We start from the raw sequence: 25,404 nt of genomic DNA, 5'->3' as shown, positions 1-25,404 counted from the left end.
GGCGGGCCCGACCCTGATCCTTCACGACCGTGCGTGACCAGTGTCCGAAGTCAATAGCGTTGCGGGAGAAGGGCGTCGAGGGTCCGACTGCTACCAACGATATACCCGACGGCACAGGTAGCTGCCGGTTTTCCGCCCGCTTGACTCGGAACGGCGCGGACTACGACCGATCCCTGGTCGCGAACACCTCGTTCAACTCCGTTCCCGACAGCACCCGATCCTGGCGGGCGTGAACGCGAAAGCCCTTCGCGCCCAACAGGTCGCAGATCTCGTTCAGGCGACCATCCAGATCGTGTACCTCTGCCACCACCGTGTGTATGCGGGGCCAATGGGTGTCGGATATTCCTTCCAGGACATCCATTTCGGCGCGTTCCACGTCGACTTTCAGCACACCTATCTCGGCGTCGGGGCAATGGCTTTCGATGATGTCCGACACGGTCGTCACCTCTACCTCTATCTCCTCGCCCACGTGCAGGCCGTTGGTCAGCACGCCTATCGCGTCGTCGTCGAGGCCGCTGTTCCGCAGGAATATCTCGGTGGCCTTGTCGTCGGTGCGCTGATCGGCGTACAGGCCGGAATTCGCGGACGCGCGGGGGTACCAGGTGAACTGCGCGCGGCCCCTGTCGCGGCCGGCGGCCACCCGCAGGGGGACCGAGCCGGGTACGTGCGTGCCGAGGTTTCGGGCGAGGCACTCGAACGTCACCGGCGCGGGCTCGGCGGCGATGACGCGCACGCCGGGGCGGGTATCGGCGAACATGATCGCGCTGAGCCCGATGTTCGCGCCGATGTCCAGCACGACATCACCGTCCCGCAGGGTGGCCGCGGCGCTGCGGTAGAAGCCCTCGTCCGACATCTCGACCCACAGCATGCGCGCCTCGGCGGCGCTGGTGCAGGAAATCGTCCTGCCGTCCATGAGCCGGAATTCCTTGAGATTCGTCATTGGCCGGTCATGTGCCTTTCGAGTATCGGGCCGATGACGGCCAGTGACTGTGGATGGGTCAATTCCAGGTGGCGGGCGTCGATGACCATGCTGTGCAGCGCGCCCGAGACGAACGGCCGCCAGGTTCGCGCCAGCGCGTCGTGGTCGGCGCGATCCTTGCCCGCGGCGAAGAAGATCATGTCGCCGTCGAAGACGCCGGGCCGATAGCTCTGCGCGATCGCGCCCGCGTTCTCGAAGCTCTCCATCACCCGCTCGATCTGGTCGTCGGTGAAAAGGCCGGTGGCCGTGATCCGCTCACGGATGACCGTCCACGCCTGTTCGTGCGTCGCCGCACCGACCTCGGTGCCCAGGTCGAACAGTTCGCGCCAGCCGCCCAGCAGATCCGCCATCGACTCGCCCGGCCCCTGGTCGATGCCGACCGCGTCCATGGTGTCGTCGGGCAGGCCCACGGCACAGTCCATCAGGGCCAGCACACCCACCTGCGCGCCCTCGCGCTGCAGCCGCACCGCGATCGCGTGTGCCAAACACCCGCCCAGCGACCAGCCGAGCAGATGGTAGGGACCGACCGGCTGGGCCCGCCGGATCTCGGCCACGTACCGGTCGACCAGCTGGTCGATCGACGAAGCCTCCGGTTCGGCGGCGACGACGTGGGGGTCCTGCAACCCGAGAATCGGGCGCTGCCCGTCCAGATACTCGGCCAGCCCGCCGTAGAACCACGCCAGTCCACCGGCCGGGTGCACGGTGAACAGAGCGGGGTAGTTGCCCGACGCCCGCAACGGCAGCAGCACCTGCAGGCCCGACCCGCCCTGGGCGCCGTCGAGCCGTCCGGCGAGCGCACGCGGCGTCGCGTCGTCGAACATCCACGGCAGTTCGATGCCGATTCCCTGGGCCTGCAGCTGTGCCAGCACCTTGGTGGCGAGCAGCGAATTGCCGCCCATGTCGAAGAAGCCGTCCACCGCGCTGACCTGATCGATTCCCAGCACCCGCCCGAAGGCGTCGCAGATCAGCTTCTCGGTGTGCGTCCTCGGTAGCACGGTTTCGGTTGTCGTGCTGTGGAATTCGGGCGCGGGCAGCGCTCGCCGATCGAGCTTGCCGTTGACGGTCAACGGCAACTCGTCCACCACCATGACGGTCGAGGGCAGCATGTAGCCGGTGAGGAATTCGGCCGCGTGATCGAGGATGTCGCGGGGGTCGATGCGGGTGCCGCGCCGGCCGATGACATACCCGATCAGCTGGTCGATGCCGTCCTCGCGCCGGTGCACCGCCGCGGCGGCCTGGGTCACGGCGGGATGGTGCAGCAGCGCCGCCTCGACCTCGGCCAGCTCGATCCGGAAGCCCCGCAACTGAACCTGCGCGTCCGCGCGCCCCGCGTGCACCAGTTCCATGGTGTCCCCGCACTTCTGCCACCGGCCCAGGTCCCCGGACCGGTACAGCAGGGAACCCGGCCGGCCGAACGGATCGGCGACGAAGCGCCCGGCCGTCAGTCCCGGCGCCGCGAGATAGCCGCGGGAGAGTTGCGCGCCGGCGATATAGATCTCGCCGACCGCTCCGATGGGCGCGAGCCGCAGATCGTCGTCCAGGATATGGACCCGCAGCCCCGGGAGCGGACGGCCGATGCCGTTCGCGCCGGGATCGGTGGTCTCCCCGTGCGTCACATGCACTGTCGTCTCGGTGATCCCGTACATGTTCACCATGTGCGGTGATCCCGGGCTGTGGTCCTGGAACCAGCCGGCCAGGCGACCCGGATCGAGCGGTTCGCCGCCGAAGACCACGTAGCGCAACGCGAGACCGTTCTCGCCACCCGAGTCCCGTTGCCGGCGTTCGGCATCGGCGAACCCGTAGAAGGCCGACGGCGTCTGGCTGAGCACGGTGACCTTCTCGCGCGCCACCAGGTCGATGAACGCCTCCGGCGACCGGGACGTGGCGTAGTCGACGACGATCACCCTGCCGCCGGTCAGCAGCGCGCCCCACATCTCCCACACCGCGAAATCGAAAGCGTAGGAATGGAACAAAGTCCAGATGTCGTCCGGGCCGACGTCGAAGCGTTCGGCGGCGCCGGCGAACAGGGCCAGCACATCGCGATGGGTGACGACGACGCCCTTGGGCCGGCCGGTCGATCCCGAGGTGTAGATGACGTAGGCGATGTTGTCCGATCGCGGCGCCGAGGGGCGCGGACCGTCACCGGGTGCGTCACAGTCCTCGATCAGCACCGTCGGAGCCGCGATCTCCGCCATCGGCACCGCGGCCACCGTGTCCGCGGCAGCCAGCAGCGCCACCGGCTCGGCGTCGGCGAGGATGAACCGCAACCGTTCCGGCGGATAGGCCACGTCCAGCGGCAGATAGCCCGCCCCGGCTCGAATCACGCCCAACAGCCCGACGATGAGCTCGACCGACCGGGGAAGCGCCACCGCGACAAGGGAATCCGGTCCCGCGCCGCTCGCCAGCAGCCGCGCCGCCACCGCGTCCGCCCGCCGATCGAGCTCCGCGTAGGTCAGCTCCGACCGTCCGTCGGACACCGCGACCGCGTCCGGACGCGCCTGGACCTGAACGGCGAACAGTTCGCCCAGGGTGGGCGCCGGAAGCTCGAGACCGTCGCTGCCCGCAGCCAGGAGCAGTTCGCGCCGCTGATCGGCATCGACGAAATCGATGCCGCCGACCACGAGCGCCGGATCCGCGGTGACCTGCTCGAGGACTCGAATGTAGGCCCCGACGAACCGGTCGATCGTGTCGGCGGTGAACAGGTCACTGGCGTAGGTCAGCTGTCCCATCATGCCCTGGGGGACGGATCGCTGGGAGAAATGCTCGACCAGCGTGACGGCCATATCGGCCTGTGCCGGTTGGAAACCGCTGCCGGCCGGTTCGACGGTCAGCCCGTCCAGCTCCAGCGCCGAGGTCTGCATGGTCCGGACATCGAGGGTGACCTGGTACAGCGGCAGATGGGCGGTGGATCGCACCGGGTTGAGCGTCTCCACGACCTGTTCGAAGGGCACGTCGGCGTGCGCCAACGCGGCCAGGTCCGTCGCTCGCGTCGCCTCGAGGAGTTCGGCGAACCCCTGCTGCGGTGAGATCCGAGTGCGCAGCACGAGGGTGTTGACGAACATGCCGACCAGGTCGTCCAGTTCGCGCGCGCCACGCCCCGCGACCGGAATGCCCACCGCGACATCATCGGTGTGCGCCAGTCGCGCCAGCACGACGGTCAGCGCGGCGTGCATCAGCATGAACACCGTGACGTGCCGCTCCCGCGCCATCGCCGAAATCCGGGCGTGCAGTGCTGGGGAGATCGCGAACTCGGTGGTGGCCCCGCGCAGGGTGGCCACCGCGGGCCGGGGCCGATCGGTGGGCAGGTCGAGCAGATCGGGCAGTCCGCTCAACGTCTGCTCCCAGAAGCGCAACTGTTGCGCCATCAGGGATTCGGGGTCGTCCGCGTCGCCGAGCAGCTGACGCTGCCACAGCGTGTAGTCCGAGTACTGGACCGGGAGATCGGGCCACGCCGGCGGTACGCCCTGCCGGCTCGCCGCGTAGGCGATCGCCAGATCCCGTGCCAGCGGGATCATGGATTGGCCATCGGCGCAGATGTGGTGGACGGCCGCGACCAGGACATGCTCACGCTCGCTTAGCCGCAGCAGGATCATGCGCACCGGCGGTTCCCGCGTCACGTCGAAACTGGCCGACACGATCGCGGTGACGCGCTCGAGCAGCTGCTCGGCGTCGACCGGCTCCACGGGCAGCGGCCCCGCGGTGGCCTCGACCGGCATGGCGACCTGATGAGCGACGCCGTCGGTTGCCGGGAATGTCGTGCGCAGGATCTCGTGGCGGCCCACGACCAGCGTGCACGCGCGTTGCAGCGCAACGATATCCAGCTCTCCGGTCAGTCGAAGCACCAGCGGAATGTTGTAGGCGCCGATGGAGGTGTCGAGCTGGTTGAGGAACCACATCCGCTGCTGCGCCAGCGACAACGGCACGAGCTCGGGGCGGGTGTGCCGGCGCAGCGGCACCCCGGCACGACTGCCGCGGGCCTCGAGGCGCGCGGCCAGGTCCGCCGCCGTGGACGCCTCGAACAGATCGCGGATGCCGACCTCCAGACCCAGCGTGTCCTGGAGCTGAGCGGTGACCCGGGTCGCCGAGAGCGAATCCCCGCCCAGCTCGAAGAAGTCGTCGCACGCGCCCACCGTGGCCAGGTCCAGTACTCGGCCGAACACCTCGACCACCGCACGCTCGGTCGGGGTGCGCGGGGCAACCCAGGGATTGTCCGCGACCAGCTGCGGTTGCGGCAGCGCCAGCCGATCGAGTTTGCCGGTGCGCGTCATCGGGAGCGCCTCGACCACCATGCACACGTCCGGGACCATGTGCGCCGGCAGTTGACGGCGCGCCGCCGCTCGCACGTGATCGGGGTCGACGTGTTCGCTCGCGACGAGATAGGCCACGAGACGGTCGATTCCGCGCTCGTCGGGCCGGAGCAGGACCACGGCGCGCTCGACTCCCGGATGCCCGGCCAGCGCCGACTCGATCTCCCCGGGCTCGATGCGCTGACCGCGCACCTTGATCTGGAAGTCGCTGCGCCCGAGGTACTGCAGGGTGTGCTGCGGGGTCCAGCGGACCAGGTCGCCCGTGCGGTACATGCGGGCCCCCGCCGGGCCGAACGGGTCGGCGACGAACGCCGCCGCCGTGGCCACCGGCCGGTTCAGGTATCCGCGGGCCAGCTGCACACCGGACAGATACAACTCCCCGATCACTCCGACCGGTACCGGACGCAGCCTGCTGTCCAGTACGACGGCGTCGACGCCACGCAGCGGCGTGCCGAGCTGCACCGGTTCGCGCGGGTCCAGCGCGGTGCTCGTCACCGCCAGCACGGTCGTCTCGGTCGGCCCGTATCCGTTGAACAGCCGCCGGCCCGGAGCCCACGTGGCGACCGTGTCCCGGGTGACCGCTTCGCCGCCGACGACCAGTACCTGCAACGACTCCAGGCCCTGCGGGGACAGTGTGGCCAGCACGCTCGGTGTCACGAACGCGTGGGTCGCCCGCTGGGCCGAAATGAACTGTGCGAGTTCGGGTCCGCCGACCGCCTGCGGTGGCGGCACCACCAGCGCGCCGCCCGCCGTGTGCGCCAGCAGCAGTTCGAGGATGACCGCGTCGAAACCGGGCGCGGCTATCTGCAACACCCGTGCCCGGCTGTCGGCGCCGAACCGGTCACGTTGCGCGGCAGCGAAATTCGCCAGCCCCTCGTGGGTGACGATGACGCCCTTGGGCACCCCGGTCGATCCCGAGGTGTAGAGAACGTACGCGGCGTCTCGAATGCTCGCCGCGCGCACCAGGTCGCTGTCCAGCAGCGGAACCGGCGACTGGCGATCGATCGCCGCCCGGTCGGCCGGATCGTCGAGCACGAGCAGTCGCGCGGACTCGGGCGCCAGCGGACGGAATTCCTCGACGGTCACGACCGTCTCGGTGCCGGAATCGGACAGAATCCGCGCGACGCGGTCGGCAGGATTGCGCGGGTCGATCGGCAGGAACGCCGCGCCGGTCTTGGCGACCGCCCACATCGCGAGCACCGACTCGACCGAGCGCGCCATCGTGAGCGCGACCGTCGCGCCCGGTCCCACGTCCCATCCGATCAGCGTCCGCGCGATGCGGGTGGAGCGCTCGTCGAGTTCGGCGTAGGACATCGTGGCGGACTCGCAGATCAGCGCCGGCGCTTGGGGATTCGCCGGCATACCGGTGCCCAGCAGGACGGCGAGGGTCGAGGGCGGCAGCGCGGGTCCGCCGCACGCGGGTACCAGCGCCTTGCGGTCGGCCGGAGCCATCAGGTCGATCGCCGCCAGCGGTGTCGCCGGAGCCGCGGCGATCGTGTGCAGGGCAGATTCCAGGAGCGTGGCCACGGTGGTCGCGGTCATCGCGTCGACGTGCGCCGGCTGGAAACGGACCCGGATGTGCAGGCGGTCGGTTTGATGGGCCTGGATGGTGATCGGATAGTGCGCGGCGTCGCTGCCCTGCGCAGCGGTCACCCGCATCCCGTCGATATCGGTCTCGCCGAGTCCGCTGCTGTCGACCGGGTAGGACTCGAACACCACCAGGGTGTCGAAGAGCCGGGATGTCGGTGCGGCGGCCAGGATTCGCGGCAGATCGAGGTAGTGGTGGTCGAGCATGCGGGTGTTGTCGGCCTGCAGCCGGTGCAGCCCTTCGCCGATCGATTCGTCGCCCCGCAATCGGACGACGACGGGCACGGTGTTGATGAACAGGCCGATCATCGACTCCACGCCCGGCACCTCGGCCGGGCGGCCCGAGACCGTGGTGCCGAAGACCACCTCCTCGACGCCGAGCACCTTGCCCAGCACCGTCGCCCAGGCGTACTGCACGACCGTCGCCATCGTCACCGCGTGCGCGCGCGAGACGGTCACGAGTTCGACGGTGGAGGTGAGGTCGATGCTGACCGTCAGGTCGCTCGGGATCTCGACGGTCGCACCGGCGGCCGAACTCGAGATCAGGGTGGGTTCCCGCACCGTCGCGAGCATGTCCCGCCACGTCGCGACATCGGCCTCGGCGTCCCGGCGGTGCAACCACCGCAGGTAATCGCCGAAGGACGGAGCGTCCGGCAGCGCGGCCTCGTGGGAGTCCACCGCGTACAACCCGATCAACTCCCGCCACAGCAGCGGCATCGACCACCCGTCGAGCAGCAGGTGGTGCGCGGTCAGCACCAGGCGGACCTCTCGCGGGGAGACGACGACGTACAGCAGTCGCAGCAGCGGCGCTTCGGTGGCGGTGAACCCGCACCGGCGGTCCGCGGCGATCACGTGCTCGGGCATCTCGCCGTCCGCGAGATCGACTCGGCGCCAGGCCGGCTCGACGGCGTCGGTGATGATCTGGACCGGAACACCGGAACCCGTGCGCGCGAACGCCGCTCGCAGATTCGGATGTCGCCGCAGCAGCGCCGCGGCCGCCCGCCGCATCCGGTCCTCGTCGACCGAACCGGACAGGGTGAGAACCGACTGTGCGGTGTAGACGTCGAGATCGCCGGCGGCCAGCTCCGCGTGGAACAGCAGTCCGGCCTGCAGCGGTGCCAACGGCCACACGTCGGTCAGCGGCCCGTATCGCAGGGCGAATCGGTCGAGATCCGACTGGTCGAGATCGACCGGGGAGACATCGGCCGGCGTGAGACCCCAGTCGTCGTTCGCTGTTGCGGCCGAAGCGATCTCGGTCACCGCCGCGATCCAGCCGTCGACCAGTTCGGCGATGTCGTCGCGGTTCAGCAGCCGGGAGGCGTAGCCGACGGTCGCGGACAGGGTCGGACCCGCGGGCGTGTCGGTCACGACCACATCTAAGGTGACGGTCGCGGCGGCGGGCACCGACGGGGCGAGCACGGACCACCGGTCGTAGGCGTCGCCGGTGGGCGCCCACGCCACGTCGCTCGCGGCGGTGAGATCGACACCGAGCCGGCCGAGGTAGTTGAACCCGATCTGCGGTTCGGGATGTGCGGCCAGCGCCGCGCCGGTGGCGGGGTTCAGGTATCGCAGCAAGCCGAATCCCATCCCCCGGTCGGGGATCGACCGCAACTGGTTCTTGACCGACTTCACCACGGCCGCAAGGTCGGAGAGCGGCACGGCGGTCAGATCCAGGGCGACCGGATAGGCGTTGGTGAACCAGCCCACCGTGCGCGACACGTCGGCTCCGGCGACGATCTGCTCGGCGCGTCCGTGCCCTTCGAGCAACACTTTCACTCCGGCATGGGCGATTCCGCGCCGGGCGCGCCACCGGGTCATCGCCACCGCCAGCGCACCCAGCAGCGCGTCCTCGACGCTGCCGTGCACGGCGGCGGGCACCGCGTTCACGATCACCGCGCTCACCTCCGGTGAGACGGTGGCGGTGAGCCGGCGCACCGTGGCCTGGACATCGATCCCCGGGTCGAGGCACACACTGCCCAGCCGCGGATCCGGTGCCCCGCTCATCCGCTGCCACAGCTCCAGCTCGCCGCTGTGCCGCGGGGCGATATCCACCAGCGCGTGCGCCCACCGCCGCATCGACGTGCCGTGCTCGGGCGTCATCGCGGTCCCGCCGAGCGTGACGTTGTTCCAGGCCGCGGCGAAATCGGGCACGAGGATGCGCCACGACACCGCGTCCACGGCGAGATGGTGGATGACGACGAGTGCCCGCGCGTCCGTGCCGTGGTCGGCCGGCACCAGGCACACGACCCGAACCAGCTGTCCGGCAACGGGATCGAGGTGGGAGACGGCCTCGGTCAGCGCGGCGTCGACGATAGCGGTGAAACCGTCACTGCCGGGCGCGGATTCGCGCGGGAACTCGCGGGTCAGGACGGCGTCGGCGGCGTCGACGGAACCGACGGGACGCACCGACAACTTGTCACCGGTCAACGTCACCCGCAGCATGTCGTGCCGGTCGATCACGGCCTGCACCGTCGCGACCACGTCCTCGGGTCGAGCCTGGGCGGGCAGCCGGAGCAGCATCGACTGGGCGAAGCCGGCGGCCGCGCCCAACCGGTCGGCGTACCAGGCCACCACCGGTGTGAAGGGGAGGTCGCCGGTCCCGCCGCCGGGAAGTTCGGCGAGGACGACGCGATCTCCGCTGCGGGCGACGCGCGCCAAGGCCCGCACGGTCTTGTTCTCGAAGATGTCCCGTGCCGTCACCGCGATACCGGCGGCTTTCAGCCTGGACGTGAGCTGAATCGACAGGATGGAATCGCCGCCGAGCGCGAAGAACGATGTGGTCGGCCCGACCGGCGAGGTACCGAGGACATCGGCGAACGCGGCGGCGATGGCACGCTCGGTCGCGGACATCGCCTGCACCTCGTCCTCGTCGTCCGGCCGGACCACCGGCTCGGGCAACGCGCTGCGATCGACCTTGCCGATCGAGGTGATCGGCATCCGGTCGAGCACCGAGATCGTGGCGGGCACCATGTGCGCGGGCAGCGCCGCGGCCACGTGGGCCGCGACGGCATCCGGGTCCAGGGTCGTGTCCGCGGCCGGCACGACATACGCGGCCAGCACCGGCCGGCCGACGGGTCCCGGCCGGCTGATCGTGGTCGCGGCGGCCACATTCGGATAGGTGAGCAGGGCGGCGTCGATCTCGGCGAGCTCGATTCGCTGCCCGCGAATCTTGACCTGGAAATCCCGCCGGCCGATGTACTGCAGGGTGTGGTGCGCGGTCCAGCGAACGATGTCGCCGGTGCGATAGAGCCGGGTACCCGGCTTTCCGTAGGGATTGCCGATGAACGTCGCCGCGGTGGCCCCGGGGCGGCCGAGATATCCGCGCGCCAATCCGGGACCCGAGACGTACAGTTCGCCCGTGGCGCCCACGGCGACGGGCCGCAACTTCGCGTCGAGAACCACGACCTCCGCACCGGTGATCGGAGAGCCGATCGTGATCGGCTGGTCCGGTCGCATCGGGCCACTCGTGGTGACCACGACGGTCGCTTCGGTCGGGCCGTAGGCGTTGCAGAGACGGCGGCCCGGTGACCACTGCGCGACCAGATCGGCGGACACCGACTCGCCGCCGACGATCAGGGTGCTCATCGCGTCGAGCCCGGCCGGTGACATGGTCGCGAGCACGCTCGGCGTCAGCAGTGCGTGCGAAACACGATGCGCGGCAATGAATTCCGATAGATCGGAGCCGCAGAAGACCTCCGGCGGCGCGACGACCAGGGCCGCGCCCGTGGCGTGCGCCATCAGCACTTCGGACATCGCCGCGTCGAACACCGGTGCGGCCACCTGCAGGATCCGCGACGCGGAATCGGGGCCGTAGCGCCGCCGCTGGTCGGTGGCCAGATTCGCCATGCCCGCATGGGACACGACCACACCCTTGGGGGTGCCCGTCGATCCGGAGGTGTAGAGCACGTAGGCCGCGTCGAGCACATGCAACGGTCGTCGCCGATCGGTGTCGGTCACCGGCCGGTCGGGATACGCCGCGATCGCCGCGCCGGCCTCCGGGTCGTCGAGGGTCACCCACTCGACTCCCTCCGGCAGCAACGCGCGCGAGTCCGCGCGGGTGATCCCGAGCGTCACGTCGCAGTCGCGAATCAAACGCTCGACGCGTTCCGCGGGGTGGTGGGGGTCGATCGGGACGAACGCCGCCCCGGTCTTGGTGATCGCCCACAACCCGAGGTGGAGTTCCATGGAACGCTCCGCCGCCAGCGCGACGACGGTTCCCGGCGCCGCGCCGCGGTCGATCAGATACCGGGCGAGCCGGTTGGACCGGGCATCGAGTTCGGCGTAGGTCAGGCGGTCGTCGCCGGCGATCACCGCGATCTCCGACGGGTTGGCCGCGGCCGTCGCGGTCAGCAGGTCCGGGAGCCGGACGGGAGTTTCGACGGCACCGCCGCGTGCCGGAACCAGACGCCGGGTCTCCGCGGCGTCGAGAATCGCGATCGCACCCAGGGACCGGTCCGGATCGGAGGTGACCGATTCCAGGACCAGCAGCAGCCGCCGGGCCAGCGCGGTCGCCGTGGATTCGGCGAAAAGCTCGGTGGTGTAGACGATTTCACCGTCGAGACCCGCGGGTCGCCCGTCCGTCATGCGCTCGGTGAAGAACACGGTGAGATCGGTCTTGGCTTGTGCGACACCGGTATCGATCAGATCGACCGTCACCCCGGGCAGCGCGAACTCGGTGGTGGAGTGATTCGTCAGCCCGAGCATCACCTGGTACAGCGGCGTATACGCGGTGGATATCGACCGGCCCACGGCATCGACCACCCGATCGAAGGGCACGTCCGCGTTGGACAGCGCCATGAGGTCGACCTGTCGCACCTCGGCCAGAAATGCCCGGAAGGACTGGTCGTCGCGCGGGTGGGTACGCAGTACCACCGTGTTGACGAACATCCCGACCAGCGGGTCCAGTTCGGGTCTGCCGCGACCGGCGACCGCGGTGCCTATCGAGATGTCGTCACCGTGTGTGGTGCGCGCCAGCATGACCGCGAGCGCCGCGTGCAGCACGACGAACACCGTGACGCCCTCGCGGCGGGCCAGACCGGCGATGGCGTCGTGCAGGTCCGCGGAGGCGTCGAAGTCCACCGAGGCCCCGGTCATCGACAGCATGGGCGGTCGCGGGTGGTCGATCGGCAGGGCGAGAAGTTCCGGCGCGTCCTCGAGGGTGTCGGTCCAGTACGCCAACTGCCGGGCGCCCAGCGAGGCCGAGTCGTCCTGAGCCCCCAGCATCTCCCGCTGCCACAGGGCGTAATCGGCGTACTGCACCACCAGCGGATCCCACTGCGGCGCTTTGCCGTTGGCCCGCGCCTGGTAGGCGGCGAAGATGTCACCGGCCAGAGGAGCCATCGACGCTCCGTCCGCGGCGACGTGGTGGACCACGCACACCAGGACATGGGTGTCGGGGTCGACTCGATAGACCCGTGCCCGCACCGGGACCTCGGCGGCGATATCGAAGCCGGTGCCGACCACCCGCGCGATCCGATCGGTGAGATCCCGCTCGTCGGCGACCTGGATCGGTTCCAGCTCCAGATCCGCGTTCGCCACGGCGGGATCCAGGACGACCTGGCAGGGCCGGTTCTCGAAGCTCGGATAGATCGTCCGCAGGGGTTCGTGGCGTCTGCCGACATCGTCGAACGCGAGCCGCAGTGCGTCGATATCGAGAGCACCGGTCAACCGGGCAGCGAAGCTGATGTTGTAGCCCGCCGAGGTGACATCGACCTGGTTGATCACCCACATGCGGCGCTGCGCCGCCGAGAGCGGGATCAGCGGCGGTCGTGCGGACGCGGTCAGGGCCGGGCCGGCGGGGCCGCCGGTGCGCGAGTCGACCAGTTCGGCCAGCTCGGCAACCGTCGGCGCGTCGAAGACGTCGCCGATGCTGATCTCGACGCCCAGCGCCGCTCCGCCCCGGGCGGCGAACTGGGCCGCCGACAGCGAGTTGATGCCGATCTCGAAGATGTTCGCCGTCACCCCGACCTGCTCGAGGCCGGCGAGCCCGGCGACTATGTCCGCCAGGATGGCTTCGGCCGGTGTGCGCGGAGCTGTCGGCTCGGTGTCGGGGACGATCTCCGGTGCGGGCAACGCCGCGCGGTCGAGCTTGCCGTTCGGTGTCAGCGGCCAGCTGTCGAGCACGTGGATGCCGTCGGGCACCAGGTAGCCGGGCAGCATCGCGCGCAGCCGGGAGCGGAGGTCGCCGCCGGTGACCGTCGCGCCGGGGGTCACCGTCACGTACCCGGCGATCTGCCGTCCGGTCACCGTCACGACAGCGCCGGCGACCTCGGGGATGGACCGCAGCGCGGCCTCGATCTCGCCCAGCTCGACGCGCTGACCGCGCACCTTCACCTGGAAGTCGCGCCGGCCCAGGTATTCCAGCTCGCCGTCCGGGCGCCAGCGGGCCAGGTCTCCGGTGCGGTACATGCGCTCGCCGGGCGCCCCGAAGGGGTGCGCGACGAACGCGCCGCAGGTGAGATCGGTGCGCGCGTGGTAACCCCGGGACAGTTGGACGCCCGAAACGTACAGCTCGCCGGCGACGCCGACGGGCACCGGCCGCAGCCACCGGTCGAGCACCACCGTCCGCATTCCCGATACCGGGGCGCCGATCGGAACCGATCCCGCGGCCGAGGTCGCCGAGCAGCGGTGAGAAGTGACGACCTCCGCCTCGGCGGGCCCGTACCAGTTCACCAGATCGGCGTCGGGGAAGACGGGGCGGGCACCGGCAACGGTCTTGTGCGCCAACGCCTCTCCGGCGACGAACACTCGCCGCACCGACGGCAGCGCGCGCTGTCCGCCCGATTCACCGAAGACATCGAGCATCGAGGGCACGAAGTGGACGGTGGTGACCCGGTGCTCGGCGATCGTTCTCGCCAGATAGGCCGGATCGCGGTGCCCGTCGGCGGCGGCGACGAGAACCCGCGCGCCGGTGTGCAAGGGCCACAGCATCTCCCAGACGGAGATGTCGAAGGTGAGGGGAGTCTTGTGCAGCACGACATCGGAGGCGTCGTGGAACCATTGGTGCTGCGCCCAGGCGAGCTGGCTCGCGGTGGCCGCGTGCGTCAGTGCCACGCCCTTGGGCACGCCGGTGGATCCCGAGGTGAACAGGACGTAGGCGAGGTTGTCCGGCCGCAGTGGGGTGCGCCGGTCGGCATCGGTGATCGGCGCGTCGTCGATGTCGTCGAGATCGATTCGGTCGACGGCGATCCGGTCCACATCGGCGGGCAGCACGTCCGCGAGGTCGGCGGTGGTCAGCACCAGCGCCGGATCGGTCGCCGCCAGGATCTGGGCGATACGGGCCCGCGGGTGGTCGGGGTCGATCGGAACGAACGCCGCCCCGGACTTGAGCACCGCGTACACCGCGGTCACCGTTGTCGTCGAGCGCCGCATGGCCACGGCGACAACCGTTTCGGGTCCCGCCCCGCGGGCGATGAGCCAGCGGCCCAGGCGGTTGGCCGCGGCGTCGAAGTCCCGGTAGCTCGTCGCCGGGCCGCCGGGCGCCTGGATCGCGGGCAGGTCCGGTGTCCGGGCGACCTGCTCGTCGAACATGTCCACGAGCGTGCGTCCCGGTGCCACGGAGGCGCCGGTGTCGTTCCAGGCCCGCAACACCCGGTGCCGTTCGTCGTCGTCGAGCAGCGTGATCTCGCCGATCGCACGGGTGTCGTCGATCGTGAGCGCGGTGAGAACGCGGGCCAGGCCCTCGATCAGGCGGTGGGCGGTGATCTCGTCGAACAGGTCGGTGGCGTAGGTCAGCCGGACCGTCATTCCGGCCGGCGTGCGGTGTGGACCGTGGTCCTCGCTGATCATGAACAGCAGGTCGTAGATGGCCGCGCCCGCGCCGGGGTCCATCTCCTCGATGGTGAGGCCCTCGAACTCCGCTCGCGCGCGGGTCATGTTCTGGTAGGCCAGCAGCACCTGGAACAGGGGCGAGTGTGCTGTCGTCCGGGTCGGATTGAGCGCTTCCACGAGCGCCTCGAAGGGGACCGAGGCGTGGTCGAACGCGTCGAGGGCGGCCCGTTTGACGTCGTCGAGCAGGGCCGCGACGCTCTGCTCGGGCACCGGACGGGTCCGCAGCACCAGCGTATTGACGAACATCCCGACCAGCCGGTCGAGCGCTTTGTCGCCGCGGCCGGCGTGCGGCACGCCGATGGTGATGTCCTCGCTCCCGGACATTTTCGACAGCAGCACCGCGAGGGCCGCGTGCACGACCATGAACGAGGTGGTACCCGAGCGGCGCGCCAGCGACTCGATCCGCCCGTGCAGCTCGCCGTCCAGCCGGCGCTGGATCACCGCCGCCCGGAAGCTCTGTGCCCGCGGGCGCGGCCGATCGGTGGGCAGCGCGATCAACTCCGGGACGCCGTCGAGACGGTCGCGCCAGTAGGCCAGGTCCCGGCCCGCGCGAGAGTCGGGGTCCTCGACGTCGCCGAGCAGCTCTCGCTGCCACAGGGTGTAGTCGATGTAGTGGACCGGCAACGGCACCCGATCCGGTGCCGTCCCCGCCGCGCGTGACCGATAGGACGAGACCAGATCGGTGACGAGCGGCGCCACCGAGAATCCGTCGCAACCGATGTGGTGAACGGCCAGCGCCACCACGAAGTCGTGGTCCGACAGCTGATACAGCGCCACGCGTACCGGTACCGCCTCGGCGACGTCGAATCCGGTGCCGCAGAACGTTTCCAGCTCGACCGGCAGTTGCTCGCGCCGGATCGAACGGGGGGTGAGATCGTGTGCGGCGAGGGCGGCATGCGCGTCGACCACCCGCTGCTCGGGCTGTCCGTCGGTGGCCGGGTACATCGTGCGCAGGCTCTCGTGACGCTCGATCACATCGGCGAAGGCCGCGGCCAGGGCGTCGAGATCGAGTTCGCCGCGCAGTGCGATCACCAGCGGAATGACGTATCCGGCCGCGTCGGGATCGAGCTGATTGAGGAACCACATCCGCAGCTGCGCGGGCGACAGCGGAATGCGTTCGGGCCGTGGGAGTTTGGTCAGCGCCGGCAGGGCAGGCACCGATCGCGACACCGCGATCCGTTCGGCCAGCTCGGTGACCGTCGGCGCCTCGAACAGCGCCCGCAGCGGAATCGACACGTCGACGGCGCTGCCGATACGACTCAGGGCCTGGGAGGCGACCAGCGAGTTTCCGCCCAGGTCGAAGAAGTTGTCGTCGGCGCCCACCCCGGTGCGTTCGAGCAGATCGGCGAACACCGTGGCGACGGTTTCCTCGAAAAGCCCTCGTGGCTCGCGATAGTCGCGGTCGTGGGTGTCGGCGCCGTCGGCGATCGCGAGCAGTGCGTTGTAGTCGACCTTGCCGTTCGTGGTGAGCGGAATGGCGTCCACCTGGATCACCGCCGTCGGCACCATGTACGCGGGCAACTGGTTCAGCAGGTGTTTCCGGACGCGGCGGTCGTCGAGCACGGTGGTGGCGACGATGTGGCCGACCAGGCGCGGGCTGTCGTGCTCGGAACACACCTGCACGACGGCGGTCTGGATGTCCGCGTGCGAGGTCAGGGCCGCTTCGATATCGCCGAGTTCGATACGCAGGCCCCGGATCTTGACCTGGGTGTCGGCGCGGCCGACGAACTGCAGGACGCCGTCGCCGTTCCAGCGGACCAGGTCACCGGTGCGGTAGAGGCGCGAGCCGGGAATCCGGGAGGAGGGGTCGGCCACGAACGAGGTCGCGGTCGTGGCGGGATTGTTGTGGTAACCCCGCGCGAGCTGCACACCGCCCAGATACAGCTCGCCGGCCACCCCGCGCGGCACGGGGTGCAAGCGCGAATCCAGTACGCGCACGGTCACATTCGTCTGCGGTGTGCCGATCGGCACCGGGGAGGTGTCGTCGGCGGCGTCGATGCGGTACGCCGTGACGCTGACCGCGGCCTCGGTGGGCCCGTACAGATTGTCGATGCGCGCGTCGCTGAGTTCGTGGAACCGGTGCACGACGGTGGCGGGCAGTGCCTCGCCGATGCACAGCATCTGTCGCAGGCCGGGCAGCGCGAGGGAATCGGCGCCGTCGAGGAACGCCGACAGCAGCGACGGCACGAAATCGACCGTGGTGACACCGAAGTCGGCCATCAGCCGCGCGAGGAGCCGCGGATCGTCCCGGTGGGTGTCGTCGGCGATGACCACCGACGCGCCGCAGGTCAGCGCGGAGAACAGCTCCCACACCGACAGATCGAAGGTGAACGGTGTCCGCCACAGCAGGACGTCGTCGCCGCCGAGCCCGTAGTGCGTGCGCATCCAGTCGAGTTGGTTGACGACCGCGGCGTGCGGCAGGGCGACGCCCTTCGGTGTTCCGGTCGAGCCGGAGGTGTAGATGACGTAGGCCAGATCGGCCGGGTGCGGCGATCGATTCGGTTCGGTCACCTCGGACCCGTCCGGCGTCCCGTCCAGCTCCTCCAGCAGCCACACCGGATTCCAGGTGCCGAGTGCGGCGCTGTCGTGGGGGCGGGTCACCACGGCACGGGGCTGGGCGGTCGCGAGGACGGTGTGGATCCGCTCGTGTGGATTGTCGGGATCCACGGGCAGGTACGCGGCGCCCGCCGCGTGAATCGCGTAGAGGGTGACCAGCAGATCCAGCGAGCGGTGCATGGCCACGGCCACGATGTCACCCGGGCCCACCCCGCGGGCTTCGAGCGCCCGGGCCAGTGTGCCGACCCGCGCGCCGAACTCCGCGTAACTGAGCCGTTGGCCGCTTTCCTGGTCGTGGACAGCGATATTCAGCGGCGTCGCGGCCACCTGTGCCGCGAAGAGTTCCGCGATGGTCGAGGCCGCCGGCTGCTGTGCCGGGCTCGCGTCGCCGACGAGCGCCCGGAGTTCGTCGGCATCCAGCAGATCCACGTCCCCGATCACGGACTCCGGGTCCCTGACGACCGCGCGCAGCAGCCGCACGAATCGCTCGACGAGCGTGCGGGCGGTCGTCTCGTCGAAAAGATCTACGGCGTAACCGAATTCGATTCCCAGCGGCCCCGGTTCACCGTCGAGGGCCGGTGCGTCCACCACGTTCAGGTGCAGGTCGTACTTGGCGACGTGCGGGTCGACCAGCTCCGCGGCCACGGTGAGACCGTCGAACCGCAGCACCGGCACGTCGATGTTCTGGAAGGAGAATCCGACCTGGGTCAGTGGCGCGTGCGCGGTGCTCCGCGCGGGATTGAGCACCTCGACCAGGCGCTCGAACGGGATGTCGGCGTGGTCGAAAGCACCCAGGTCGGCGCCGCGTACGTGATCCAGTAGCCCGAGGAAGGAGGAGTCGCCGTGCACCCCGGTCCGCAGGACCAGCGTGTTGACGAACATGCCGACCAGGCCGTCCAGCCCCGGTTCGCCGCGACCGGCGATCGGCGTACCGATCGCGATGTCGCCACTGCCCGACAGCCGCGCCAGCAGCGCCGCGAACGCGGCGTGCATCACCATGAAGACCGTCGCGTCGTGCTGCTGTGCGAGCGCCCGCACCTCGCGGTGGAGTTCGGCGGGCACGCTCGCGGTGACCGTCGCCCCGCGGAAGGACTGACTCGGGGGCCGGGGCCGGTCGGTCGGCAGGTCCAGCAGGTCGGGCAGCCCGGCGAGCGCCCGCTGCCAGTAGGTGATCTGCGCTGCCGCCGGACTGTCGGGATTGTCGTCGGCGCCGAGCAGATTACGTTGCCACAGTGCGTAATCCGCGTACTGCACCGGCAGCGGAGTCCACGCCGGCGCGCGACCGTGCGCACGGGCCCGGTAGGCGATCATGAGGTCGGCGGCCAGCGGGGCCAGCGACGACCCGTCGAAGCAGATGTGGTGGAACACCACGACGACCACGTGCGCGTCGGGTGCGCTCCGCAGGATCGTGAGCCGGACGGGAACCTCCCGGGTGACGTCGAAACCGGCGGTCACCAGCTCGTGGACGAGGGTGTCCTGTTCGCCGGCAGCCACCTGAATCGGATCGTGCTGGGGCAGAGCGTCTTCGACCGTGAGGATCACCTGGTGCGGCCCGCCGGGAGCGTCGGGATAGATCGTCCGCAGCGTTTCGTGCCGTTCGAGGATGTCGGCGAACGCCGAGCGCATGGCGTCCGCGTCGAGTGCACCGGTCAGACGCACCACCACGGGGATGTTGTACAGCGCGGAGTCCGTGTCGAACTGGTTGAGGAACCACATCCGGGTCTGAGCGGGCGAGAGCGGAATTCGGTCCGGCCGGTGTTGCGCAACGAGCGGCACGCGGCGCGTCGGGGCGTAACCGTCGATGTGCGCGGCCAGCGACGCGACGGACGGGTGCTCGAACAGCGTGCGCATGGGCACGTCGATGCCGAGGGCGGCGCCCAGGCGCGCGGTCGCCCGGGTGGCCGAGAGCGAGTTGCCGCCCAGTGCGAAGAAGTTGTCCTCGGCTCCGATCCGGCTCGATCCCAGTACCTGTGCGAAGACATCGGCGACGACGTGCTCGAGCGCGGTGCGCGGCGCCACGTAGTCGGTGGAGCGGGTGAAGTCCGGCTCCGGCAGCGCCGCCCGGTCGATCTTGCCGACGGGTGACAGCGGGATCGCCTCGAGGGGGATGACGACGTCCGGGATCATGTGCGCCGGCAGCTGCCGGGCCAGGTGCTCGCGCAGTGCGACGGTGTCGATGCCGTCGTCGCCGGCGGGCACGACGTAGGCGGCGAGCCGCGTCCCGTCGGGGGAGTGGACACCGACCGAGACCGCCGCGGCCACCGTGTCGTGTGCGGCGAGCACGCTGTCGATCTCGCCCAGTTCGATGCGCTGGCCGCGAATCTTGACCTGGAAGTCGCTGCGCCCGAGGTAGGTGAGGGTGTCGTCGCTGTTCCAGCGCACCAGATCGCCGGTGCGGTACATGCGGCTGCCCGGTGCGCCGAACGGGTCGGCGACGAACGCGCAGGCGGTGGCGCCCGGCCGGCCGAGGTAGCCCCGCGCGAGATGTGCTCCGGCGATGTGCAATTCGCCGCCGACCCCGGCCGGTACCGGTCGCAGCCGCTCGTCGAGGACGACCGCCTCGACACCGCGGATCGGGCCGCCCATCGTGACCGGTGCGCCGGCGCGCAGCGGATCGCTGATCGCGACCATGATCGTCGTCTCGGTGGGACCGTATCCGTTGTGCAGCCGCCGGCCCGGCGCCCACACTTCGGTGGTCTCGGCGGTCACGGCCTCACCACCGGCGACCAGGCACTGCAGCGAGTCCAGCCCGTCGGGTGACATCGTCGCCAGCACGCTCGGGGTCACGAACGCGTGCGACACCCGCTGGGCGCGGATCAGTTGTGCGAGTTCGTCTCCCGCGAACACCTCCGGCGGCGACACCACCAGGGCGGCGCCGGTGGTGTGGGCCATCAGCAACTCGAGGACCACGGCGTCGAAGCCCGGCGCGGCCAGCTGCAGCACCCGGGAACGATGGTCGATCCGGTACCGGTCCCGTTGTTCGGCGGCGAAGTTCGCGAGACCCCGGTGCGACACCACGACACCCTTGGGGGTTCCCGTCGATCCCGAGGTGTAGAGGATGTAGGCGGTATCGGCGACGTGGCAGCCGCGTGCGCGCTCGGCATCGGTGACGGCCAGTGCCGACGCCGCCGCGACCTGGGCCGCGGTGCGCGGGTCGTCGATGACCAGGCTCGAATTCGGCTGTGCGAGCGATGTTTCGTGTTCGGCCGTGGTGATCACGACCCGGGCGCCGGAGTCGGCCACGAGGTGGGCGACACGGTCGGCGGGGTTGCGGGGATCGATGGCGACGAAGGCCGCGCCCGCCTTCGTCGCGGCCCACATCGAGACGACGAAGTCGATCGAGCGGCCGAGCAGAATCGCGAGGGGATGGTCCGGCCCGACGCCGCGCGAGATCAGCACTCGCGCAAGCTGATTCGACCACGCGTCGAGCTCCCCGTAGGACACCGTGCGGTCGCCGCTGATAATGGCGGGGGCCGTCGTGTCATCGACCGACCAGAGTTCGGCCAGCGGGTACGGCTGCTCGGCCGGCCCGCCCGAGGCCGGGACCAGCCGACCTCTCTCCCGGGAGTCCAGCACGTCGATGTCGCCCACCCGGACCCGCGGATCCTCGGCGATGGTCGCGAGCACGCGGACCAGGCGTCCCGCCAGGGCCTCGATGGTCCCGGCGTCGAAGAGATCGGTCGCGTAGTTCAGGCGCAACCCGACATCGCTTCCGGGAGTGCCGTTCTCGCACACGGTGACGATGAGGTCGACCTTGGCGGGCTCGTCGGCGGGCTCGATGACCTCCACCGTGAGATCGGGCAGGTGCACGCTCGGCCGCCCCGCGTTCTCGAGCGACAGGAAGACCTGGCACACCGGTGCGTAGGCCATCGAGCGTGCCGGATGCAGTTCTTGGACAATGCGATCGAAGGGCAGCGCGCTGTGCGCGAACCCCTCGATGTCGGTGTCGACGACTCGCCCGAGCAGGTCGGTGAACGACTCCTCGGGCACGACGCGGGTCCGCAGCGGCACCGTGTTGACGAACATCCCGATCAGCGGTTCGAGCGCCGATTCACCGCGTCCGGCGACCGGGGTACCCACGGTGACGTCCGAGGTCCCCGCCAGGCGTGCGAGCAGGATCGCCACCGCGGCATGGAGAACCATGAACGGCGTGGCACCGGTGCGCTGTGCCAGCTGCTCGACCGCCGCGAAGAGATCGGCCGGGATGGCGGAGTCGATCACGCCGCCGGCGAAGGTTCGCCGGGGCGGGCGCGGGCGATCGGCGGGCAGTTCCAGCAGCGGCGGCATGTCCGCGAGTTGTGTTACCCAGTACCGCAATTGGTGTGCGGCCGGCGAGTCGGGGTCGTCCGGGTCGCCGAGTACACGGTGCTGCCACAGGCTGTAGTCGGCGTACTGGACCGCCAGCGGGCTCCAGCCCGGCGCCCGGCCGTGCGCCCGCGCCTCGTAGGCGATGGCGGTGTCGGTGGCCAGCGGCCCCAGCGAGACGCCGTCGCAACAGATGTGGTGCAGCACCAGCACGAGCACATGCTCGCCCGGGTTGTCGGTCACGGCCAGCACGGTGGCGTGGACGGGGGCGTGCTCGCTCAGGTCGGTGCCGACGGCGGCGAGGGTGCGTACCCGATCGCCGACGTCGGCGGCGCGGACCGGTCGCGGGGTCAGGTCGAACGTCGACACGACCTGGTCGGCATCCTGAATCACCTGGGTGCCGGCGCCGTCGATCGCCGGATAGCGGGTCCGCAGTGATTCGTGGCGCTCGATGACGTCCAGCAGTGCCGCGCGCAGGGCGGGGAGGTCCAGGTTCCCGGTCAATCGCAGGACCAGCGGGATGTTGTAGAGGGCCGCCGCGTCACCGGCCTGATCCAGCAGCCAGATGCGGACCTGTGCCGGGGCGAGCGGTATCGACGCGGGTCTGTCCGTGGCGACCAGCGCCGGCGCGGGGGAGACGCCCTCGGCGGTGAGGGCTTCCAGGCGCTGCGCCAGTCCCGCCACCGTCGGCTGCTGGAACAGGTCACGCACCGACACCTCGCACCCCAGAGCGCCACCGATTCGTACCGCCGCGGTGTTCGCGGACAGCGAGTTGCCGCCGAGCGCGAAGAAGCTGTCGAGCGCGCCGACCCGGGCGGCCCCGAGAACGTCCGAGAACACCTCCGCGACAGCCTGTTCGACCGGCGTTCCGGGGGCGACGTACGTCGTGGTCGATTCGACCACGGGTGCGGGCAGCGCTCGGAAGTCGGTCTTGCCGTTGACCGTCAGGGGTACCGACTCGATCTCGAGGATGCAGGTGGGAATCATGTACTCGGGCAGGGTCTCGCCCAGATGCGCGCGCAGTTCGTCGATATCGCAGACCGCGGCGGGTGCGGGCACGATGTACCCGACCAGCCGCGCGGCCTCGGTATCGGGTCGATCGACGGTCACGACCGCGACCGACACCGCCGGATGCGACAGCAGCGCCGCCCGGATCTCGTCGAGTTCGATCCGGAATCCGCGCAACTGAACCTGCTGGTCGGCTCTGCCGCGGTATTCCAGTTGCTCGCCGGTGTTCCAGCGTGCGATGTCACCGCTGCGGTACATCCGTGCGCCGGGTCCCGCGAACGGATCGGCGACGAACCGTGCCGCGCTCAGGGCGGTGCGGCCGAGGTAGCCGCGGGCCAATTGCTCGCCCCCGACGTACATTTCGCCCCAGGCGCCCGGCGGGCACGGCCGCAGCATGGAATCCAGCACGTACGTCCGCAGCCCCGGCAAGGCGGTTCCGATCGGGCTCTGCGCCCCGGGAACGGCCGAGTCCGCGGTGAGCGTGGTGTAGGTGACGAAGACCGTGGTCTCGGTGATTCCATAGCTGTTGGCCAGCAAGGGAAGTCCGGGATTGTGCGCGTACCACTGCGCCAGGCCCGCCGGATCGAGGGCCTCGCCGGAGAGTACGACCAGGCGCAGCGCCAACTGTCCTTCGGTCTCACCGGCGGCCGCGTACCGCTGCCGGGCGGCGGCGAACTGGAAGAACGCCGAGGGCGTCTGGCTGAAAACCGTCACGCGCTCGCGGGCCAGGAGCCGTACCACCTCGTCCGGGGATCGGGCGGTGAGGCCGTCGATGACGACGACGCGCCCGCCGGTGGTCAGGGGGCCGAATATCTCCCAGATCGAGTAGTCGAACGCGAACGAGTGGAAGAAGCTCCACACGTCGTCGTCCCGGATCCCGATCTCGGCGCACGCGTTGGTCACGTGGCTGACCGCCGCCCGGTGGGTGATCGTGACGCCCTTTGGTTTTCCGGTCGAGCCGGAGGTGTAGATGACGTAGGCGAGGTGATCCGGCTGCAGCGGAGTCCGGCGCTCGTCGTCGGACAGCGGCCGGTCGTCGACGTCGTCCCGATCGGCGCCGGGGTCGTCGAAGTAGACGATTCGGCTCTGGTCGGTCGACACCGCGTCGAGTACGCCGGCGCAGGTCACGATCATGAGCGGGTTCGCGTCCGACAGGATGTACGCGAGCCGATCTGCGGGGTGGGTCAGGTCCAGTGGGAGGTAGCCCGCGCCCGACTTCAGCACGCCCAGGACGGCGACGATCAGGTCGGCGTCGCGGGGCATCGCGATGGCGACGAGCGATTCGGGGCCGGCGCCCAGCTCTATCAGTCGCCGGGCGAATCGATTCGACCTACGGTCCAGCTCGTCGTAGGTGATCGTGCCCGATTCCGCGCTGACGGCGACCCGCGCCGGCTCGGTGGGTGAGCCGTCGGACGTTCGCCCGATGATGTCGACCAGCGTCGCCGGCGTGTCGTTACCGGGACGCCCGGCCAGGTCGACGAGGATTCGGCGCTCTTCGGCCGCGCTGATGATCGGGACGGCCGAGACCGGGGTGTCCGGGGGGCTCTGCAGCAGCCCCGACAGAAAGTCGAGGAATCGGTCCAGATGCGAGGCCAGTTCGGCGTCGCTGTAGAGGTCGGTGTTGCCGTGGAGTTCGACCATCAGCGGGTCGGTTCCCTGGCGGTAGAGGTTCAGCTGCAGATCTTCGAGGGCGCCCGAGGTGAGGGCGTGATAGCGCCCCGCGGCCGTGCCGAGCCGGATCTCGGAATCGAAGAACACGATGTTCACGATCGGGCCGAAGGCGCTGGCCGCCGTATCGAAGGCGGGGAACTCTCTGCGCATGTCCTCGAAGCGGTACAGCTGATGACGCAGTGCGAGTGCGAGTTCGGATATCGAACTCTGCACGAGGGTCTCGATGGTGCTGTCGGCGCCGAGGGTGAAGTGGATCGGCACCATGTTGGCCAGCATCGCCGCGGCGTTGCGCAGGCGTCTGGTCACGCGGGCGCTCACCGGGAGCGAGAGCACGACGTCGTTCGCGCCGGTCATGCGGGACAGGAACGCCGCGAAGCCGGCGATGACCACCTGCGGCGGTGAGGCGCTGTACCGGGTCGCGCAGCGATCGATGGCGTCGGCGATCGACGCCGGAACCTCGCGCGCGGCGACGGAGTCGAACGGACTGGGCCGGCCGGTGCGACCGGCCAGTCCGGTCGGGGCGGGCAGTTCGGCGGACTTGTTCAGCCAGTAGCCGCGATCGGTCTCGAACCGCGTACCGGACCGGTACGCGCGCTCGTGCTCGACGATCTCGGCCAGGGTCGCTGCCGGTAGCGGCGACGGCGCACGGCCCTCGATCAGAGCGTTGTAATGTTCGGCGACCCGGGTGAGGACATTGAACGCGCCGTAGCCGTCGATGACCAGATGATGGGCGCGCGCGTACCAGAAGTACTTCTCACTCCCGACCTTGATCAGCTTTGTCACGGCGAGGCGATCGTGGCTCAGATCGACCGTCTTCGCGCCGCTGTCGTCTCGCATCCATTCCATCGCGGCGGCGACGGGATCGGCTTCACCGCTGAAATCCAGTATCGGTTCGGAGTAGGTGATACTGCGATCGACGAATTGATAGGGTTCGCCGTCGGCGAGTACGACTCGCACCACCATCGACTCGGTCTCGTGCCCGGCGTCGTTGACCGCTCGCGTGAACAACTCGTAATCGATGGCGCCGTCGATCTCGATGTAGTGCGCAATGTTGACGGCCGTCCCATTCGAGGACTGACCGGCGAGCCACATACCGTACTGCGCTCTCGAAAGTGGAATCAACTCCGAGTCGGAAGTGGTCCTGTCGTGGTTCTCGTCCAT

Annotated in this window: 2 protein-coding genes; both read right to left on the bottom strand. The window is 69.9% G+C overall.

Annotation, left to right across the window (positions count from 1 at the left end):
• Nucleotides 1-160 precede the first annotated feature (160 nt).
• Nucleotides 161-940, bottom strand: a complete 780-nt coding sequence (locus ACWDOP_RS16565) for an FkbM family methyltransferase (RefSeq protein ID WP_454208108.1) — start codon at nucleotides 938-940, stop codon at nucleotides 161-163.
• Entirely contained in the window at nucleotides 937-25,404 is a 24,468-nt protein-coding gene (locus tag ACWDOP_RS16560; RefSeq protein ID WP_456345771.1) for a non-ribosomal peptide synthase/polyketide synthase, read from the bottom strand. The genes ACWDOP_RS16565 and ACWDOP_RS16560 overlap by 4 nt, the downstream gene beginning before the upstream one ends.

Source organism: Nocardia sp. NPDC003693, assembly GCF_053981095.1.
The sequence above is the reverse complement of the archived record's forward strand: the minus strand, read 5'-3'. Positions and strand labels throughout refer to the sequence as shown.

Bases quoted from the DNA above. Each gene is read 5' to 3' on its own strand.
- ACWDOP_RS16565 (WP_454208108.1), bottom strand. From the start codon at position 940: ATGACGAATCTCAAGGAATTCCGGCTCATGGACGGCAGGACGATTTCC.
- ACWDOP_RS16560 (WP_456345771.1), bottom strand. From the start codon at position 25,404: ATGGACGAGAACCACGACAGGACCACTTCCGACTCGGAGTTGATTCCA.